This window comes from Fructilactobacillus sp. X1R3C1 (genome assembly GCF_059901545.1).
On record NZ_JBWXUT010000001.1, the window covers coordinates 208,166 to 225,231 of the forward strand.

Here is a 17,066-nt window from a genome sequence, read left to right on the forward strand (position 1 = left end):
TCGGCTATGGGATTTTTTTGACTCAAAGGTGGGAGTTTGGTCATGATTACACATTAAAACAAGTGTAACCAGACACATACTTGCTGTAAAAAGTTGATGTGCCGGGCTTTTGTGCCGGAATTATTCTAACTGGAATGGTTTTTGATTGCTAAATAACCAAAACTTGTGGAATATGAACACATGGTAATTATGCGAAGTACCATACTTGAATCAAATTAGATTAATAGAGGTGAATAATTTGAGTTTAATGAATGCAAAAGAAATTATGGATCTGATTCCTAATCGTTATCCGATTTTATTTATTGATCGGGTCGATGCGATGGACCCAGGTAAGTCAATTACGGCTACCAAGAATGTTACGATTAACGAAAATTATTTCCAAGGACATTTTCCTGGTAATCCGGTTATGCCCGGTGTTTTGATTATTGAATCAATGGCTCAGGTGGCTTCAATTTTGATTTTAAAGTCGCCCCAGTTTAAGAACAAGACGGTTTATATGGGTAGCATCCGCAACGCGAAATTCAGAAAGATGGTGGAGCCCGGTGATGTGCTACGCTTTGAGGTTAAGATTGATAAGGTTAGAGGAAGTGCTGGCTCAGTTTCGTGTGTGGCATACGTTGGCGATAAAAAGGCTTGTGACGCTCAGTTGACCTTTATCGTAAGTAACAAGGAAAGAGAACAATAAAATAGGTAATAGGAGTCGCAAATGGGTAGTTTTTCAATCTTAGAAACGGCAAGGTCAACGCCCAATAATGTTGTTACTAATCATGATTTAACTAAAATCATGGATACCTCTGATGAGTGGATCAAACGACGGACCGGTATTCACGCCCGTCACATTTCTAAGTCAGAGACTAATACTTCCATGTGTACTGATGTTGCAACCAAGCTCATTAATAAGGCCAATATTTCTGCAAGTGACGTTGATTTCATCATCGTAGCCACCATGTCATCAGACTTTCAAACTCCTTCAACTGCAGCAGCGGTTCAGGGAAATCTTTATGCCGACAATGCAGTTGCCTTTGATCTAAACGCCGCTTGTTCCGGATTTGCTTACGGAATTTACGTCTTGAATGCGTTGCTTGCAAATAAGCCGCATTCAAAAGGAATTTTAATTGGCGGTGAGAAGCTAAGCAAGTACCTTGATTGGTCAGACCGTTCAACGGCGGTCCTGTTTGGGGATGGTGCTGCGGGAATTCTAGCTACCAATGATGGAAGTGAGTCAGAGGTACTTGCTAGTGACTTAGAAACAGTTGGAGAACTTGGTAATTCGCTAACGGCTGGGCACTTCGCTGATGATACGCACCAGTCATATTTCAAGATGGATGGTCATGAAGTGTATCGTTTTGCTACTCAAAGAGTTCCCAAGTCCATCGAGCTAGCGCTTTCAAAGGCAAACATTGACTTAAGTGATGTGAAGTACTTTATCGTTCATCAAGCAAATGAACGAATTATTAAAAGTATTGCTAACAAATTAGGTTTATCGATGGAAAAGTTTCCCGTTAATATCAATAAGTATGGCAATACCGCTGCGGCAAGCGAACCACTGCTATTAAGTGAAATGGTAGAGGAGCATCAGATTAACCGTGGTGACAATCTTGTTTTAACCGGTTTTGGTGGGGGATTAACCATTGGAACCGTAGTAATTAGATACTAAATACAAAAAATATTATGGAGTGATAAATTATGGCAGACCAAAACGAAATTTTTAACAAAATCAAGGACTTAATCGCAAAACAAACTGATGTACCAGCAGCAGACATCAAGATGGACACTAACCTTAAGGAAGACGTTGATATTGATAGTCTTGACTTTTTTGAAGTGGTTGACGGACTTGAAAATGAATATGACATTGAAATTGAAAGTGATGAAGACATCAACACCGTTCAACAATTAGTTGACTACATTCAAAAGAAGATTGCGGAGAACGATAAATAATCAGTAAAATTATTTATTTGAACAGGAGGAAATCATTTGAGTAATCGAGTAGTTGTAACAGGGATGGGAGCTGTCACCCCCATCGGAAATGATGCCGAAACCTTTTCCAACAATTTGTTCAACTCTAAAGTGGGCATTGCACCAATTACCAAATTTGATGCTAGTAACACGGGTGTAACGGTAGCTGCTGAAGTTAAAGACTTTGATCCAAGCAAGCGTTTAGATAAACGTGCCTACAAACGAATTGATCTTTTTTCACAGTACGCTTTGTACAGTGCTAAAGAGGCCATGGATCAAGCTGGCCTGAAACAGGGTGATTACGAACCTGAGGACCTTGGTGTCATGTACGGAAATGGAATTGGTGGTCTTACTACCATTGAGAGTGACATCATCAAGATGCACGAAAAGGGACCAAAGCGAGTTTCACCACTTTTTGTTCCTAAAGCCATTGCTAACATGGCAGCTGGAAATGTTTCCATGTACTTTGATGCGGAAAACACGTCTCAGACCATTGTGACGGCTTGTGCTTCAGCTAATAATGCCATTGGAAACGCCTTTGAACTAATTAAACAAGGGAAAGCCAAGATGATGATTGCTGGTGGAACTGAAGCTGCCATCACCGAGATTGGAATTGCTGGATTTGCTAAATTGACCGCTCTTTCAACCGCTGAAAAAGTAGAAGATGCCTCAATGCCATTTGATAAAGACCGTAATGGCTTTGTCATGGGAGAAGGGGCTGGTACTCTTGTACTTGAGGATTATGACCATGCTAAAGCACGTGGTGCTAATATTTTGGCCGAAGTGGTTGGATATGGTGCTACCAGCGATGCTTATCATATGACTGCTCCGAACCCCTCTGGAAAAGGTGCCATTAGAGCCATGAAGGAAGCCATTGACGAAGGTCACATTAAAACTAGTGAACTTGATTACGTTAATGCGCACGGTACCAGCACTCACGCTAATGATGTTGCTGAAGCTGGTGCGATTGAAAAGTTGTTTAAAGATAACGATCACGTCAAGGTTAGTTCCATTAAAGGAATGGTAGGACACTCATTGGGAGCTGCTGGTGGACTTGAAGCGGTTGCTTTAGTTGCTGCCCTTCAAAATGATCAGATGCCAGTTAACGTGGGGATGAAGCATAAGGATCCTGAGATTCACGTTGATTTGGTTAATGAAGATAACAAAAAGGCACCCGTTAATACTGCAATTAGTAATGCCTTTGGCTTTGGTGGTCACAATGCGGTAATTGCAATGAAGAAGTGGAATGAAGATTAGTGAATGAACAAGATATTGAAAAATTAATTGATAAATTTGAGCAATCGAGTTTACAAGAAATTAAGATTAATCAGAATGAAGGGGCCGTTTACTTATCCAAAATTCCTGATCACGACAGCTTGCATGCAAGTGAGTCAGTTAATGAATCCATAAAGCCGGCTCAACTTGAATCTGCGTCAATTGATGCAACTGACGACTCCGATAATTATCAATTGAAAGCTCCAATGGTTGGAATTCTTTATTACGCTCCAAGCCCAGAAAAGGCCGACTTTAAGCAAGATGGCGATCACGTTAAAAAGGGTGAGACCGTTTGTGTAATTGAAGCCATGAAGTTGGTTAATGAGGTTAAAAGTCCAGTGAGTGGGACCATCGTTAAACGAATACCAAAAAGTGGTTCGATGGTGGAATACAATGAACCAATTTTTGAAATTAAGGAAGACTAGAAAGCTCAATTCATATTATTTTAAAAAGGTGATTTAATGTTTAAAAAAGTGCTGGTTGCAAACCGCGGTGAAATCGCAGTTCAGATCATCCGTGCACTTCACGAAATGAACATCAAGGCGGTGGCGGTTTATTCAACCGCTGATGCTGATAGTTTATTCGTAAAATTAGCTGACGAATCCGTATGTATTGGTGGACCGTTTCCAGATGAGTCATACCTAAACATGGCAGCAATTATTGATTCCGCGGTTCTTTGCGGATGTGATGCGCTCCATCCTGGGTATGGCTTTTTGTCTGAAAATGCTGATTTTGCTGAATTATGTGAACAGTGCGGAATTAAATTTATTGGTCCCACCGCTTCAGTAATTAATCTGATGGGGAATAAGGGTAATGCCAAAGAAGCCATGAAAAAGAATGGCGTTCCGATAATTCCTGGTAGCGATGGGTTTGTTGATACTTACGACCAGGCTAAAGAAGTGGCCCAAAAAACTGGTTATCCCGTGATGTTAAAGGCTGCTGCCGGTGGTGGCGGTAAGGGAATTCGAAAAGTTACTAGTGAATCTGAATTAAAAAAAGCCTTTAGTGATACGAAGCGTGAAGCCAAACTTTCATTTGGGGATGACCGGCTTTACATGGAAAAAGATTTAAATGATGCCAAACACATTGAAATGCAAGTCATCGCCGATGAACACGGGCACGTGGTCTACTTTCCGGAACGAGACTGCTCAATGCAGCGTAATCACCAAAAAGTGATCGAAGAAAGTCCCTGTTCCAAGATTACACCCAACAAACGCCGAGAACTGGGTCAGATAGTGGCGAAGGCCGCCAAAGGGATTTGTTACACAAACACCGGGACCTTTGAATTCTTGATGGATCAAGAACATCATTTCTATTTTATGGAGATGAACACCAGACTTCAGGTCGAATATACCGTTACCGAAGAGGTTACTGGAGTAGAGATTATTAAGGCTCAGATTTTAGTGGCAGAAGGACAATCACTCCCTTTTAATCAACAAGACTGTGAGATAAAGGGTTACTCACTTGAATGTCGGATCGATGCCGAGGATCCTAGCAATAATTTTGCTCCATCACCTGGTAAACTTCAGCAGGTGAAATTTACCCATGAATCTGATTCCATTCGAATTGATTCTGGGGTTGAAGCTGGCGACATGATTTCACCTTATTATGATTCGATGATTGCTAAAGTTATTGTGCATAAACCGACAAAACGGGAAGCCGTGTCCGAGATGAAGCAAATTTTGAACGAATTTGTTGTGAAGGGGGTCACCACCAATCGCGATTTCTTGATTGGTTTGATTTCTGATCAGCATTTCTTAACTGGTGATTTTAACAATAATTACATTGAGAGTACGTTCTTAAAAGAATGGATGAAGCAGTATGACAAGCAAACGGTTTGAAAGTATTAGTCAAAAAGAGTTAAGTCAGCGAATGGATCAAATTCCTGATCACATCTGGGTCAAATGTCCAATTTGTCAGAAAAATTTCTACAAGAAAGACCTGGGCAGGTATAAAGAGTGTCCTAATTGTTACTATGCCTTTCGGATTGGTGCTAAAGAACGCATTGAGTTAATGTGTGATGATTTTGAACCCATTAATACCGATTTGAAGGCTTCTAAAAAATTTAACGACGAAAAGTACGTAGCTAAATTGAAGAAGGCACGCGCGGTGACTGGTCTAAATGAGAGTGTTTTGTCTGGGATTGGTACCATTGATGGAAATCAGGTAGCGATGGCTGCGATGGACTGGCGATTTGTGATGGCTAGTCTTGGGACGGCAACGGGTGAGATTTTGGCACGATTATTTGAAACGGCGACAAAAAGGAAGCTACCTGTGATCGTATTCACCGCATCGGGAGGAGCCCGGATGCAAGAGGGGATTCATTCCCTGATGCAGATGGCCAAAGTGTCTGAAGCGGTTGCGCAACACAGTAAAGCGGGCTTACTGTACGTCAGTGTTCCCTGTGATCCCACTACTGGTGGGGTGACTGCCAGTTTTGCAATGCAGGGAGACATTATTTTGTCAGAGCCCCACGCTTTGATTGGTTTTGCGGGACGTCGGGTGATTGAAAAGACGATTCAACAGCGCCCACCAAAAGACTTTCAACGATCAGAGACATTACTTAAAAATGGGTTTTTGGATGGGGTCGTGAGACGACGCGATCTAAAAGAGACACTTAATAAAATTCTAAAGTGGCATCGGGTAGGTGACAATGATGAGTAAACCAACCGCATGGGATAGAGTTATAAATGCTAGAGCTGCGGGTAAGATTGGGGTTGATGACCTCATTAACGGAATTACCGAAGATTTTATGGAACTGCATGGTGATCGTGCTTACGGTGATGATCCCGCCGTATACGCTGGGATTGGAACCCTTGATGAAATTCCGACGACGTTGATTGGGATTAGAAAGGGCTCGGATCTAAATTCCAACATCGAACGGCACTTTGGCTCGGCTGAGCCTGACGGATACCGCAAAGCGCTGCGATTAATGAAGCAGGCCGAAAAATTCAATCGTCCAATTGTTACCTTGATTAATACTCCTGGAGCTTATCCTGGTGTAGAAGCCGAGTACCACGGGATTGGCTATACGATTGCGCAATTAATCTTACAGGGAATGCAACTGAAAGTTCCTTACGTAAGTGTGATTGTTGGTGAAGGTGGCAGTGGTGGTGCCCTGGCATTAGCTGTTGGTGATTGCGTCTGGGCTTTTGAGGATAGTATCTATTCGGTTCTTTCCCCAGAAGGATATGCCACCATTTTGTGGAAAGATGCTAGTCGGATGAAAGAAGCTGCTTCAGTCATGAAGTTGACTCCAGATGACTTACTAAAAGAAGGAATCATTGATCGGATTATTCCTGAAGTAAATACCGCCGATGGCTTTGAACGGTTTCGTGGTGATTTGGTTAAAAAAATTAAAGAACTAAATGCGATGCCAAAGGATGAGATGCTTAAGAAGCGGTTTGCTAGGTACCGTAATTTTTAGTCAATGACCAAGATGTATGAGAGTGTTACTATTGTATCTGTTGAAAATAGTGAGACTCTTATTTTTTATCTCTCGGACCCAATCAGGTCTAATAAAATGAAAATGAGGAATTAGCATGATTAAATTTTTAAGTGATTCGATCACCACAAAAGCATTTCAACCATACTACCAAGACTTAGAAATCACCGATAAGCCCAAAAAGCAACAGACGCTTGTTGGAAGGGTTTTGTTAGCTAAACTGGTGGGGATGCCAGTACAAGACGCCATTAAAAACGTTGACATTGATTTTGGACATTACGGGAAACCCTATTTTGTGCCAAATGGCTATCATTTTAACATTGCTCACTCTCATGACGCGGTTTTGGTGGTAATTTCTGATCAACCAATTGGAGTTGACTTAGAACAGATTCGTCCTTATGACTACACCAGGATTACCAAGGCTTTCACCCCAGCAGAACTTGATTACTTAAAGAATTTAAGGGGAGAACGGCAAGGTGAACAAGCCTTAAGATTATGGACCATCAAGGAAGCGGTCTTAAAACTTCAGGGAGTCGGATTGATCGGAAAACCCAAGTCCGTTGAGGTTTCATTACCTCACATGGAAAGTGCTAGAAGAAACGATGATTTGTACCAGATTAACTTTTTGGACGTGGGATGGAAATACATTGGGACTCTTGCTACCCAGGTGGGTGAGTAAATCATGAACGATATTTTAAACGCACGTGTAATTCACAGTTTAATTAGTAATCCCATTGATCAAATCGAGGTTTATGACCAGTTACCGTCGACTAACGAAGAGGCTCAAGTGGAGGTCTGGCATCGTCCTAGCATGATCATTGCTAACGAACAGACGAAGGGGAAAGGCCAAAATGGCCATCATTTTTATTCTCCTGCAAACAACGGCGTTTATTTTACGGTGGTGTTTCAGGCCCAACCAAGGTATCTTGATAATCCAGGTATCTTAACGCTTGGAATTGGCATTGCCGTTACGGACGCCATTAAACGGGTCTACAACATCGATACTCAATTAAAATGGGTGAATGACGTGTATCACGATGACAGTAAGGTCTGTGGGATTTTAACTGAAATTCAGAGTAACGAAGATAACGAGCCCGAGAACTTTATCATGGGCATCGGCCTCGATATTGGGATCATGCCGTTTTCACGTAATGGTGACCAAATGGTGGGAAGTTTAAACGTGGTGCCGCCACTTAAAAGGAACCAGTTAATTGCTTCGGTTTATGACCATTTGTACGAGGTCTATCATCATTGGAACGACGATCGGATTATTAATCATTATACTAAGCGACTGCTGTGGATTAACGAACAAGTTTCCCTGATCAATCATGATAATGAAATCACTGGGAAATTAGCGGGAATCGACGAACGTGGGCACCTTTTGTTAAAGACACGAGACCAGCAAACGTTAAACCTGGATCCGAATGTGACCAGACATATTAGGAAGATGAAAGCTGACGATTGATGTTAGGTTTCTCTTTTTGTGTTGATTAAATTTAATTGTATGCTAAAATTAGCAACAAATTCAGGAGGTCTTATTATGGTTAAATTAAATGAAATGAGAGACTACGTTAACCAAAAAAAGCTTGATGTTGCTTACATCAGTAATTTTGAGGATATTAAGTACTTTACTGGTTTTGGTAGTGATCCCGTTGAACGGGTGTTGGCACTTTTTATTTTTCCTGATGCGGAACCATTTCTGTTTGCACCAGAACTCGAAGTGGAGGCCATAAAGGAGTCAGGATGGAAGTATCCCGTTTATGGTTACTTAGACCATGAAGATCCCTTTAAACTGATTGCCAAGCACATTCGTGATGTAACTCCTGATCCCAAGCGATTTGGGATTGAAGACGACAACTTGGTCATTAGTCGTTATCAACAGCTTCAAGCTGAATTTCCGAAGGCTGACTTTAGCACTAACGTGGCTCCAGAAGTTAGTGAACTGCGGGTAATTAAGACGCCATATGAGATTGAACAGTTAGACGCTGCTGGAAAAGAAGCCGACTTTGCCTTTCAAGTTGGTTTTGAGACCGCTAAAGCCGGTAAAACGGAGGCAGAAGTGGCTGCTGAGATTGAGTACCAAGAAAAAGTCAGAGGGGTTATGAACATGAGTTTTGATACTCTGGTTCAGACTGGACCTCACGCGGCGGAACCACATGGTGCTACTGATATGAACAAGATTAAGAACGATAACCTGTTATTATTTGATTTAGGAACGGTTCATAATGGCTACATCTCTGATGCTTCCCGGACGGTCGCTGTTGGTGATAAAATTCCGGCCAAACAAAAAGAGATTTATGACGTTTGTTTGGAAGCTCAGTTAGCTGCCCAATCTGCCGCTAAACCAGGTATTCGGGCCGAAGACCTGGATGCGGTTGCAAGAGATATCATTGACAAGGCTGGTTATGGTAAATACTTCATCCACCGTTTAGGACACGGCATGGGGATGGGTGAGCATGAATTCCCTTCAATCATGGAGGGCAATAAGATGATATTAAAGGAAGGCATGTGCTTTTCAATTGAACCGGGTATCTACATTCCTGGCGTAGCTGGGGTTCGAATTGAAGATTGCATCCACTTAACCAAGGATGGAAATGAACCATTTACTCACACGTCCAAAGAATTACGTTATGTATAAGAGTTGACATAAAAAGACCCTGGATTTTATCCAGGGTCTTATTTTTTACATTTGATGGGTCTGTTCTCGCTTGGGACCAGTTGAGAAAGTGATTAACGGGATACCTACAAGTTCTGAAACCCGGTCAAGAAACTTTTGGGCGTTTTTAGGAAGCTTGTCGTAGGTATCACAATTAGTGATATCCTCGTTCCATCCCTGGAGCGTTTCGTAGACCGGTTTGCACTTGTCCAAGATATCCAAGTTAGCGGGGTAATAAGTGATTTTCTTACCGTCTAGTTCATATGCGGTACAAATCTTAATTTCTTTTAATCCGTCTAAAACATCCAGACAGTTTAAGGCTAAGTGGGTTAGACCAGAAACACGACGAGCGTGTCTTAAGGCAACGCTGTCAAACCAACCGATTCGTCTGGGACGCTTGGTCACAACCCCGTACTCATGGGCGGTTTCTCTGATATAGTTACCGGTCTCATCTAATAGTTCCGTTGGAAATGGTCCCTCACCAACACGTGAAGTATAGGCTTTACAAGTTCCAATGACCCGATCAATCTTGCTGGGTCCAATCCCAGCACCAACGGCAGCGCCTCCGGCAACAGGGTTCGAAGAAGTGACGTAGGGATATGTCCCATGGTCAACGTCTAACATAATTCCTTGAGCGCCTTCAAACAGGACGTTTTGGTTATGATTGATTTCATCGTTTAAAAGAACGGAGGTTTCGGTTACGTATGGTTTTAATCGTTTCCCTAACTGGACGTATTCATTATAGATTTCTTCAAAATTAAGGGGCTCATGGTCGTATAGTTTAACCAAAATTTCATTCTTTTCAGCCAAGACGTCTTTCAAACGCTTCTTGAAAGTTACTGGATCAATTAAATCAGCCACCCGAATTCCGACCCTAGCAACCTTGTCCATGTAAGCAGGGCCAATTCCCTTTTGGGTCGTCCCGATCTTATGATGTTTGTGTTCCTCTTGAAGCTTATCAAAAAGAGGATGGTATGGCATGATGACTTGAGCACGAGATGATACACGGAGGTTGTCGGTAGAAACACCATGTTCGTTTAGATAGTCGACTTCTTTAAATAGTGACTTGGGGTTCAAAACAACGCCGTTTCCAATTACTGCCAACTTGTCAGAATAGAAAATTCCGGACGGAACGAGTTGAACGTGAAAATTTTGATTGTGATACACAATGGTGTGACCAGCATTGTCACCGCCCTGATATCTAGCAATGATATCTGCGTCAGCACTTAGGGTATCGACAATCTTTCCTTTGCCTTCATCGCCCCATTGACTACCAACAACAACTGTTACAGACATAAATAGCACCTCGTAAATGAATTTTTTGACCAAGAACAGTTTACCAATCACATATGGAAAAATCAAGAACGTTCAAAATATTGTTAAAAATAATGTTCGTGTTTTATTGAATATTAGAATTATAATAAAGTAGTAGCGGCGTTGATTTGACTGAAAAGAAAACATTATGTAAGATTATCCTGTAATTATAATGAGGTGAATGAAATGATTGATCGTTATACAAGAGCACCAATGAAGCGAATTTGGAGTAAGCAGAATCAGTATCAGACATGGCTTGAAGTTGAGATTGCGATTGATGAAGCATGGAATAAGTTAGGTAAGATTCCAGATGCTGACATTATTGCCATTAAAAGAAACGCGACCTTTGACGTGGACCGCATTGCACAGATTGAATCGGAAACTCACCATGATGTGGTGGCTTTTACCCGCGATGTTTCGGAGTCGCTTGGCCCCGAAAAAAAGTGGATCCATTACGGCGTTACTAGTACTGATGTTGTCGATACCGCTCAGGGACTTAGACTAAAGCAGGCTGACGAGATTCTTCGTCAGGATATTTTAACTTTAATGGATACCATTAAGCAGAAAGCCTTAAAATATAAGGATACGGTTGAAATTGGAAGAACCCATGGGGTTCAGGCGGAACCAATGACTTTTGGCTTAAAGATGGCACGTTGGTATTCAGAAATGAAACGGAACCTAAAACGATTTAACGAAGCAGCTGCCGGAGTGGAAGCCGGGAAAATTTCTGGAGCCGTTGGGACATTTGCTAACATTGACCCTCAGGTAGAGGCTTACGTATGCGATAAGTTAGGACTACGTGCCCAAGAAATTACTAGTCAAGTCTTACCTCGTGATTTGCATGCCGAATATATCGCCACTTTGGCATTGATTGCCACTAGTCTTGAAAATTTTGCAACGGAGATTCGTGGTTTGCAACGTTCTGAGATTCATGAAGTAGAAGAGCATTTTAATCCTGGTCAAAAGGGTTCTTCGGCAATGCCACATAAACGGAACCCAATTGGATCAGAAAACATTTGTGGATTGGCCAGAACCATGCGTGGACTAATCACCACTGCCTACGAGAACGTTTCTTTGTGGCATGAACGTGATATTTCCCATTCTTCGGCTGAGCGAATTATTCTACCAGAGAGTACCACGCTCTTAGATTACATGCTCCATCGTTTCAACAACATTCTTTCAAATCTGGACGTGTTCCCAAAACGGATGAAGGAAAATATGAATTTAACTTATGGCCTAATTTACAGTCAACGAGTAATGCTAAAACTGATTGATAAAGGCATGAGTCGGGAAGAAGCGTACGACTTAGTTCAACCACTGACGGCTCAGTCATGGGAAAACCGCGAGTCATTTGAAAAGTTAGTTAAAGCTAACGATCAGATTAATGAACGGTTGTCTGACCAAGAGATTAACGATGCGTTTGATTATCATTACCACCTTAGACACGTTGATGATATTTTCAAACGGGTCGGATTAGAATAGGTTAAATGGAGTTGCATTAATGCATCTCCATTTTGATTTTGATTGCTTTTACCATTCAATCAGTATATTATTAAAGTGAATTATATAATTCTGGGGTGCCGAAAGGCTGAGATAATACCCATTGAACCTGATCAGGTTAAGACCTGCGAAGGGATCCGACTACACTACAAGTGTCATTTTTAATCATGTGTTGAAGTTCCCGGGGTAGATCCAGGAACTTTTTTTATTGGAGGAGATCACATGAAAATTTTGAGAGAATGGCATTTAAAGGACATTATTTTAGTTACATTGATTGGTGCTTTTTGTGGAGTGATTTTTTGGGGAACTTCATTTCTCTATAATATCTTAGCTGCGGCACTGACACCATTTGGATTGCAGCCGTTTGCAAACGAAGCCACCTTTGGATTATGGACGCTTGCTGGACCGTTAGCAGCGTTTATCATTCGCATCCCATTTTCCGCTACCCTTGGTGAGTTACTGGGAGCCTTCGTCGAGATGATCCTTGGCAGTCAGTGGGGAATTGCTGATTTGTTATCCGGCTTAATTCAAGGACTATCGTCTGAGTTAGGATTTGCCATATTGGGATATAAACATTATGATTGGTTAGGAATCATAAGTACGACGATTACCACCACGGTAATTACGTTTGCTTGGGATATGATCAAAAGTGGATACGCAAATTATCATTTTGGATTTTTACTCCTACTGTTTTTAACCCGGCTTGTATCGGTCTTCTTATTCAGCGGAGTGCTGACTTATTTCATCAGTCGTTTACTAGAAAAGAGTCAGGTCTTAAGCAGATAGGTCGTACCCAATATTTAATTAGGGGATGACAAAATGTCTGATTATCGAATTGAAAGTGACACGCTTGGAGACGTCAAGGTGCCAAAGGATGCTTTGTGGGGTGCTCAAACCGAGCGGAGCCGGCATAATTTTCCTGTCGGTCCCAAGTTACCAGTATTGGTAATTCGCGCTCTCATAAACATTAAAGCAAGTGCCGCCGAGGTGAGCATCAAACAAGACACCATCGATCGAAAAAAGGGTGAGTTGATTGAGCAGGGTGCCCAAAAACTATTGAGTCTTTCCGATAATCAATTAATGCAAAACTTCCCGTTACACATTTACCAAACTGGATCGGGAACTCAGACTAACATGAACGTGAACGAGGTGATTGCCCACGTTGCTAATCAGATTAATCCAAAGATTAATGTTTTACCAAATGATGATGTTAATCATTCCCAGAGTTCAAATGATACGTTTCCAACGGCAATGAACATTGCAAGTCTGGTTGCCATCAATCAGCTGTTACCTGAGTTGGAGCATTTGATTAATGTTATGCATCACTTACAGAAAAAGTATTGGGATGTGGTTAAGATTGGGCGCACTCATTTACAGGACGCCACTCCGATGACGTTTGGACAGGAAGTGTCGGGATGGGCTAGCACCATTCAACACGACCTTGATTTTGTGAGGGACAATTCGAAGTCACTACTGGGGCTACCAATTGGTGGGACCGCTGTCGGAACCGGTCTTAATACGACGGAAGACTTTGATAAGGAAATGGTTCAAACCCTGGGTAATAAGTATCATGAGCCGTTTGAAGTTGAAAATAAATTTTATGGATTAGCTTCCCATTCGGCCATTACCATGACTCATGGGGCTGTGCGGACGCTTGCAACTGATCTGATGAAGATTGCCAATGACATTAAATTTCTAGCGAGTGGTCCTAGAGCTGGTTACGGTGAGATTAAAATTCCCGCTAATGAACCTGGGTCATCGATTATGCCTGGCAAGGTGAACCCGACTCAGGGTGAAGCCATGGATATGGTAGTAGCGCGCATCATGGGAAATGATACGACCATCGAAGTTGCTAACACTCAAGGAAACTTTGAAATGAATGTCTATAAGCCAATTATCATATCCTGTTTTCTTGATTCCGTTCAGTCACTGACAGGCATCTTAAGCCATTTTACGGACTTGATGGTCAAAGGGATTGAAGTCAACCAAGATCGCATGGAGGAGTTGGTCCATAATTCTTTGATGACGGTGACGGCATTGTCGCCACACATTGGCTATCATCGAGCAGCTGAAATTGCCAATGCCGCTTTAAAGGGAAAAACGAATCTTAGACAGGCGGCCATTGATTCAGGATACGTCACTGGTGATAACTTTGATAAATGGGTTGAGCCATTAAAAATGACTAATTATAAGCGCGAACAATGATCAAGATTGTAAATAAAAAAGGTCCAGCAACTAACGTCTCCGTTATTGCTGGACCTTTTGGGTATTTAATTACTTTTTGGAATCATTGAGATTATTATTGTTGGCATCAGAATTTTTTGAATTTTGAGGAGCACTATCAGCAGTACTACCAGTTGATTGTGGATTAACGTTACCGTTTTTGCTTCGTTTCATCATTTCTGCCATCAACATTCTGTACTGGGTCCGGTAAGCATTGTAAGCCTTCTGTGAGTCTTCCATGTTCGTTTGGGCGTCGTGAAGACGAGTCCCTAACTGTTGATTAGTGTACCCTGATAAGTTCATCTGAACGTTTAAAGTGGCGTTATAAGCATGGGTTAGATAATGGTACCCAGATAACGTCGCCTTAGAAATCGTACTAGCGGCGTGTTTAACTGTTGGCTGTTCACTGAAGTCGTCAATTCCGTTAACAATGGGGTCACTAATGTGTTTGTTCCAGTAGGAAATTAGTGGACCGGCAAAGAAGGCGACGATGATTGATGCAAATCCAACGGGGCCACCAGCAAGGACAGCGGCAATCAAGAAGAGGATATCTTGGATCACACGAGCCGTCTTGTACTTGATGTGTAGTCGTGATGATACAATTGGAGCAATGGCATCATAGGGGGCAACCCCAAGATTAGGAGCCATGTAGATTGAACTACCAGCCGTAAATAGGATTAGTCCCAAGAAGGCATTAGCAACGATTACGAAGAAGTTAATCCCCGACGGAAAGATTTGTTGGTAAAATTGAGTGAAAATTTGAATCTCAAATCCAACTAACACCATGTTCATGATGGTTCCAATTCCGATCATGTGACGGTCAAGGAACAAGACAAACACGAAGATTACCAGGTTAGCCAGTAACTGGTACAAACCAAGTGACATGTGCAGATGGTTTGACATACCAATATTAACGGCAGTAAAAGGATCAAGACCTAAAATCTTGCTTGATCGAAGTAACGTGGCACCAAGTGATAACATGGTGATACCAACAAACGACATTAAAACTTTAAGTAATATATTAAATGTTTTACCGTACCAAGTCATTTGTGGTGCGGCAGTATTGCCTGATTGGGTAGAATTACTCATTGAATAGACTTCCTTCTTAATTTGATATTTGTATTATAACTTATTGCATACAGGATTGTAAGGGCTGGGCGGCACAAACGTATTGATACGGGCAATAAATTACAAGAGATGACTAATTTTGAAATATGTATTATAATTCTTGTTAACTTGAACTAATCATTTAAGTTGATTTTGTATTTGGAGGGATTGCTTATGAATATTAAAGTATTAAACAAGCAAGGCGCTCTACCAGTCAAAGACTGGCAACAGCGTGAAAATAACCTTTTTCGAGTTCATCAGCTAATGCACAATAAGAAACTTCAATTGAGTAAATCAGCCAGAGCAATGATTGCACCCATCTTGAAACCGTTAACTTAGTAAATTTTAGTAATTTAATTGCAAGGTGCTGCGGTTTCAACTAAAATGCAATTGTCTAGGAAGTGAGTATAATGGTTGATTCAGATTTGAAACAACAGGTCAAAGATTTATTGGCTCGTAATAAAGAGCTTAAAAGTAAAATTCAAGCTTTGACAAATGGTACTGACATTTCAGATAAGAGCACTAGTGATTTGAAGTCACAGGTGGTCCAGTTTCAAGACGAATTAAAAAATGCTCTCGATCGAGCTACTCAGTATGAAAATAAATATAATAAAATGAGTACTGAATACATGGAATTATCAAATCAGTATCATGAATTGCAAACGCAACTTGACTCGTTAAAAAATAAATAAGTGTGAGGAGAACATTCTTCACGCTTATTTATTTGCCAAGTTAATCTCTCATGTTTATGGTCGAATGGTGAAAATATGGCAAAAAAAGAAACAGCCAAAAAGAGAATAATTGAAGGAACGTTTGAGATGCTCCAAACTAAGTCTTATCAAGAAATTACGGTGAAAGACATTTCCAAGCACGTTGGGGTTTCCCGGATGACGTTTTATCGTAACTTCCATACCAAGGAAGACGTCATCGTTGGTCAATTTCAGGAGACCTTTTCAACCTTTATTAATCGTTTACTAGCGCAAAAGGTCTCTAATTTTAACGGCCTGGCAACGACTTTCTTTACGATTATTAAAGAGAATAAGCGGATGATGGATGTAATCGTTGATAATGATCTGTCTTATTTGTTACTTAAAATCTTAAAAAAATACATTACGAATTTGGTTGACGACGATATATTAGAGTTGCGTGCCAATTCATCGAAAATGCTAATTGCGTTGATTTCAGGTGGTTTAACTGAAGTTTTACTAACGTGGACAGAAGACGGGATGGAAGAGCCCGTTGAAGAATTGGTCATCTTTGCATCGAAGTACATGAACTTTAAGGTTAACTAATTTTTTAATTTAAAAATATGTATAAAAAAAGAGCTCTGCGATTGCAGAACTCTTTTTGTTTGGCTAAAATTAGTCCATTGGAGTAACGTTAGCAGCTTGGGGACCACGGTCTCCTTCTTCAACGTCCAAAGTAACCTTTTCGCCTTCGTCAAGGGTCTTGAAGCCATCCTTGTTGATAGCTGAGTAATGTACGAATACATCACCATCATCAGTAGTAATAAAACCATAACCCTTGTCAGCGTTAAACCATTTAACAGTACCTTGTTTCATAATATGAAACCTCCTAGCGCATAGCGCA

The 17,066-nt window shown here is 41.2% G+C and carries 20 protein-coding genes and 1 riboswitch; of the genes, 17 read left to right on the forward strand and 3 right to left on the reverse strand.

Features of this window, described 5'->3' with window-relative positions; genetic code table 11:
- Window positions 1-238 precede the first annotated feature (238 nt).
- The 11 genes from fabZ to AC6UD8_RS01100 all read left to right on the forward strand — a co-directional run bounded on the left by fabZ (window position 239) and on the right by AC6UD8_RS01100 (window position 9,314).
- Window positions 239-685 (forward strand): 3-hydroxyacyl-ACP dehydratase FabZ, encoded by a 447-nt coding sequence (gene fabZ, locus AC6UD8_RS01050; RefSeq protein WP_500693424.1) that lies wholly within the window; start codon window positions 239-241, stop codon window positions 683-685.
- Between the two features lie 21 nt (window positions 686-706).
- A complete protein-coding gene (locus tag AC6UD8_RS01055) occupies window positions 707-1,657 on the forward strand; it encodes a beta-ketoacyl-ACP synthase III (protein ID WP_500699139.1) in 951 nt (316 codons plus the stop codon).
- 29 nt (window positions 1,658-1,686) lie between these two features.
- Window positions 1,687-1,938: an acyl carrier protein gene (locus AC6UD8_RS01060; protein WP_500699141.1), complete on the forward strand. Its 252-nt coding sequence runs from the start codon at window positions 1,687-1,689 to the stop codon at window positions 1,936-1,938.
- Window positions 1,939-1,974: 36 nt separating this feature from the next.
- Window positions 1,975-3,213: a beta-ketoacyl-ACP synthase II gene (gene fabF / locus AC6UD8_RS01065; RefSeq protein ID WP_500693427.1), complete on the forward strand. Its 1,239-nt coding sequence runs from the start codon at window positions 1,975-1,977 to the stop codon at window positions 3,211-3,213.
- Entirely contained in the window at window positions 3,213-3,656 is a 444-nt protein-coding gene (locus AC6UD8_RS01070; RefSeq protein ID WP_500699143.1) for an acetyl-CoA carboxylase biotin carboxyl carrier protein, read from the forward strand. The genes fabF and AC6UD8_RS01070 overlap by 1 nt, the downstream gene beginning before the upstream one ends.
- Window positions 3,657-3,692: 36 nt before the next feature.
- A complete protein-coding gene (locus AC6UD8_RS01075) occupies window positions 3,693-5,072 on the forward strand; it encodes an acetyl-CoA carboxylase biotin carboxylase subunit (RefSeq protein ID WP_500699145.1) in 1,380 nt (459 codons plus the stop codon).
- Window positions 5,053-5,895 (forward strand): acetyl-CoA carboxylase carboxyltransferase subunit beta, encoded by an 843-nt coding sequence (locus AC6UD8_RS01080; protein WP_500699147.1) that lies wholly within the window; start codon window positions 5,053-5,055, stop codon window positions 5,893-5,895. Before AC6UD8_RS01075 ends, AC6UD8_RS01080 begins: the two co-directional genes overlap by 20 nt.
- Complete coding sequence (accA, locus tag AC6UD8_RS01085; protein ID WP_500693431.1) at window positions 5,888-6,658, forward strand: carboxyltransferase subunit alpha; 771 nt, start codon at window positions 5,888-5,890, stop codon at window positions 6,656-6,658. Before AC6UD8_RS01080 ends, accA begins: the two co-directional genes overlap by 8 nt.
- A 115-nt stretch (window positions 6,659-6,773) precedes the next feature.
- Window positions 6,774-7,355 carry a 4'-phosphopantetheinyl transferase family protein gene (locus AC6UD8_RS01090; RefSeq protein ID WP_500699148.1) on the forward strand — a complete coding sequence of 194 codons (582 nt, stop codon included), beginning with the start codon at window positions 6,774-6,776 and terminating at the stop codon, window positions 7,353-7,355.
- 3 nt (window positions 7,356-7,358) lie between these two features.
- Window positions 7,359-8,141 carry a biotin--[acetyl-CoA-carboxylase] ligase gene (locus tag AC6UD8_RS01095; protein WP_500699150.1) on the forward strand — a complete coding sequence of 261 codons (783 nt, stop codon included), beginning with the start codon at window positions 7,359-7,361 and terminating at the stop codon, window positions 8,139-8,141.
- A 75-nt stretch (window positions 8,142-8,216) separates the two neighbouring features.
- Window positions 8,217-9,314 (forward strand): M24 family metallopeptidase, encoded by a 1,098-nt coding sequence (locus tag AC6UD8_RS01100; protein WP_500699152.1) that lies wholly within the window; start codon window positions 8,217-8,219, stop codon window positions 9,312-9,314.
- Window positions 9,315-9,359: 45 nt separating this feature from the next.
- Here the strand turns inward: AC6UD8_RS01100 and AC6UD8_RS01105 are convergent, their stop codons facing one another.
- Entirely contained in the window at window positions 9,360-10,628 is a 1,269-nt protein-coding gene (locus tag AC6UD8_RS01105; protein WP_500699154.1) for an adenylosuccinate synthase, read from the reverse strand.
- A gap of 204 nt (window positions 10,629-10,832) precedes the next feature.
- On the opposite strand from AC6UD8_RS01105, the gene purB reads away from it, so the two are divergent.
- The 3 genes from purB (at window position 10,833) to AC6UD8_RS01120 (ending at window position 14,351) form a co-directional block, all read left to right on the forward strand.
- Window positions 10,833-12,128: an adenylosuccinate lyase gene (gene purB, locus AC6UD8_RS01110; RefSeq protein WP_500699156.1), complete on the forward strand. Its 1,296-nt coding sequence runs from the start codon at window positions 10,833-10,835 to the stop codon at window positions 12,126-12,128.
- Window positions 12,129-12,209: 81 nt separating this feature from the next.
- Window positions 12,210-12,301, forward strand: a riboswitch (TPP riboswitch).
- Between the two features lie 67 nt (window positions 12,302-12,368).
- Window positions 12,369-12,932 carry an ECF transporter S component gene (locus AC6UD8_RS01115; RefSeq protein WP_500699158.1) on the forward strand — a complete coding sequence of 188 codons (564 nt, stop codon included), beginning with the start codon at window positions 12,369-12,371 and terminating at the stop codon, window positions 12,930-12,932.
- Window positions 12,933-12,965: 33 nt separating this feature from the next.
- Window positions 12,966-14,351, forward strand: coding sequence for a class II fumarate hydratase (locus tag AC6UD8_RS01120; protein ID WP_500693438.1), 1,386 nt, complete (start codon window positions 12,966-12,968; stop codon window positions 14,349-14,351).
- 69 nt (window positions 14,352-14,420) lie between these two features.
- Here the strand turns inward: AC6UD8_RS01120 and AC6UD8_RS01125 are convergent, their stop codons facing one another.
- Window positions 14,421-15,458, reverse strand: a complete 1,038-nt coding sequence (locus tag AC6UD8_RS01125; protein WP_500696472.1) for a YczE/YyaS/YitT family protein — start codon at window positions 15,456-15,458, stop codon at window positions 14,421-14,423.
- Between the two features lie 192 nt (window positions 15,459-15,650).
- Here AC6UD8_RS01125 and AC6UD8_RS01130 point away from each other — a divergent pair, with 192 nt between their 5' ends.
- From AC6UD8_RS01130 to AC6UD8_RS01140, 3 genes are all read left to right on the forward strand, one after another.
- The gene (locus tag AC6UD8_RS01130; protein ID WP_500693440.1) at window positions 15,651-15,815 is read left to right on the forward strand and encodes a hypothetical protein; all 165 of its coding nucleotides are present in this window, start codon (window positions 15,651-15,653) and stop codon (window positions 15,813-15,815) included.
- A 71-nt stretch (window positions 15,816-15,886) separates the two neighbouring features.
- Window positions 15,887-16,168: a hypothetical protein gene (locus tag AC6UD8_RS01135; RefSeq protein ID WP_500699161.1), complete on the forward strand. Its 282-nt coding sequence runs from the start codon at window positions 15,887-15,889 to the stop codon at window positions 16,166-16,168.
- A 75-nt stretch (window positions 16,169-16,243) separates the two neighbouring features.
- Window positions 16,244-16,768, forward strand: a complete 525-nt coding sequence (locus AC6UD8_RS01140; protein WP_500695318.1) for a TetR/AcrR family transcriptional regulator — start codon at window positions 16,244-16,246, stop codon at window positions 16,766-16,768.
- Window positions 16,769-16,837: 69 nt separating this feature from the next.
- Here AC6UD8_RS01140 and AC6UD8_RS01145 read toward each other — a convergent pair whose 3' ends face one another.
- Window positions 16,838-17,038 (reverse strand): cold-shock protein, encoded by a 201-nt coding sequence (locus AC6UD8_RS01145; protein ID WP_010022560.1) that lies wholly within the window; start codon window positions 17,036-17,038, stop codon window positions 16,838-16,840.
- Window positions 17,039-17,066 lie beyond the last annotated feature (28 nt).

What these genes read in the sequence shown, in the direction of transcription:
- AC6UD8_RS01055 (WP_500699139.1), top strand. Translation starts at nt 707, where the DNA reads ATGGGTAGTTTTTCAATCTTAGAAACGGCAAGGTCAACGCCCAATAAT.
- AC6UD8_RS01060 (WP_500699141.1), top strand. Translation starts at nt 1,687, where the DNA reads ATGGCAGACCAAAACGAAATTTTTAACAAAATCAAGGACTTAATCGCA.
- AC6UD8_RS01075 (WP_500699145.1), top strand. Translation starts at nt 3,693, where the DNA reads ATGTTTAAAAAAGTGCTGGTTGCAAACCGCGGTGAAATCGCAGTTCAG.
- AC6UD8_RS01080 (WP_500699147.1), top strand. Translation starts at nt 5,053, where the DNA reads ATGACAAGCAAACGGTTTGAAAGTATTAGTCAAAAAGAGTTAAGTCAG.
- accA (WP_500693431.1), top strand. Translation starts at nt 5,888, where the DNA reads ATGAGTAAACCAACCGCATGGGATAGAGTTATAAATGCTAGAGCTGCG.
- AC6UD8_RS01090 (WP_500699148.1), top strand. Translation starts at nt 6,774, where the DNA reads ATGATTAAATTTTTAAGTGATTCGATCACCACAAAAGCATTTCAACCA.
- AC6UD8_RS01095 (WP_500699150.1), top strand. Translation starts at nt 7,359, where the DNA reads ATGAACGATATTTTAAACGCACGTGTAATTCACAGTTTAATTAGTAAT.
- AC6UD8_RS01100 (WP_500699152.1), top strand. Translation starts at nt 8,217, where the DNA reads ATGGTTAAATTAAATGAAATGAGAGACTACGTTAACCAAAAAAAGCTT.
- AC6UD8_RS01105 (WP_500699154.1), bottom strand. Translation starts at nt 10,628, where the DNA reads ATGTCTGTAACAGTTGTTGTTGGTAGTCAATGGGGCGATGAAGGCAAA.
- purB (WP_500699156.1), top strand. Translation starts at nt 10,833, where the DNA reads ATGATTGATCGTTATACAAGAGCACCAATGAAGCGAATTTGGAGTAAG.
- AC6UD8_RS01115 (WP_500699158.1), top strand. Translation starts at nt 12,369, where the DNA reads ATGAAAATTTTGAGAGAATGGCATTTAAAGGACATTATTTTAGTTACA.
- AC6UD8_RS01120 (WP_500693438.1), top strand. Translation starts at nt 12,966, where the DNA reads ATGTCTGATTATCGAATTGAAAGTGACACGCTTGGAGACGTCAAGGTG.
- AC6UD8_RS01125 (WP_500696472.1), bottom strand. Translation starts at nt 15,458, where the DNA reads ATGAGTAATTCTACCCAATCAGGCAATACTGCCGCACCACAAATGACT.
- AC6UD8_RS01130 (WP_500693440.1), top strand. Translation starts at nt 15,651, where the DNA reads ATGAATATTAAAGTATTAAACAAGCAAGGCGCTCTACCAGTCAAAGAC.
- AC6UD8_RS01135 (WP_500699161.1), top strand. Translation starts at nt 15,887, where the DNA reads ATGGTTGATTCAGATTTGAAACAACAGGTCAAAGATTTATTGGCTCGT.
- AC6UD8_RS01140 (WP_500695318.1), top strand. Translation starts at nt 16,244, where the DNA reads ATGGCAAAAAAAGAAACAGCCAAAAAGAGAATAATTGAAGGAACGTTT.
- AC6UD8_RS01145 (WP_010022560.1), bottom strand. Translation starts at nt 17,038, where the DNA reads ATGAAACAAGGTACTGTTAAATGGTTTAACGCTGACAAGGGTTATGGT.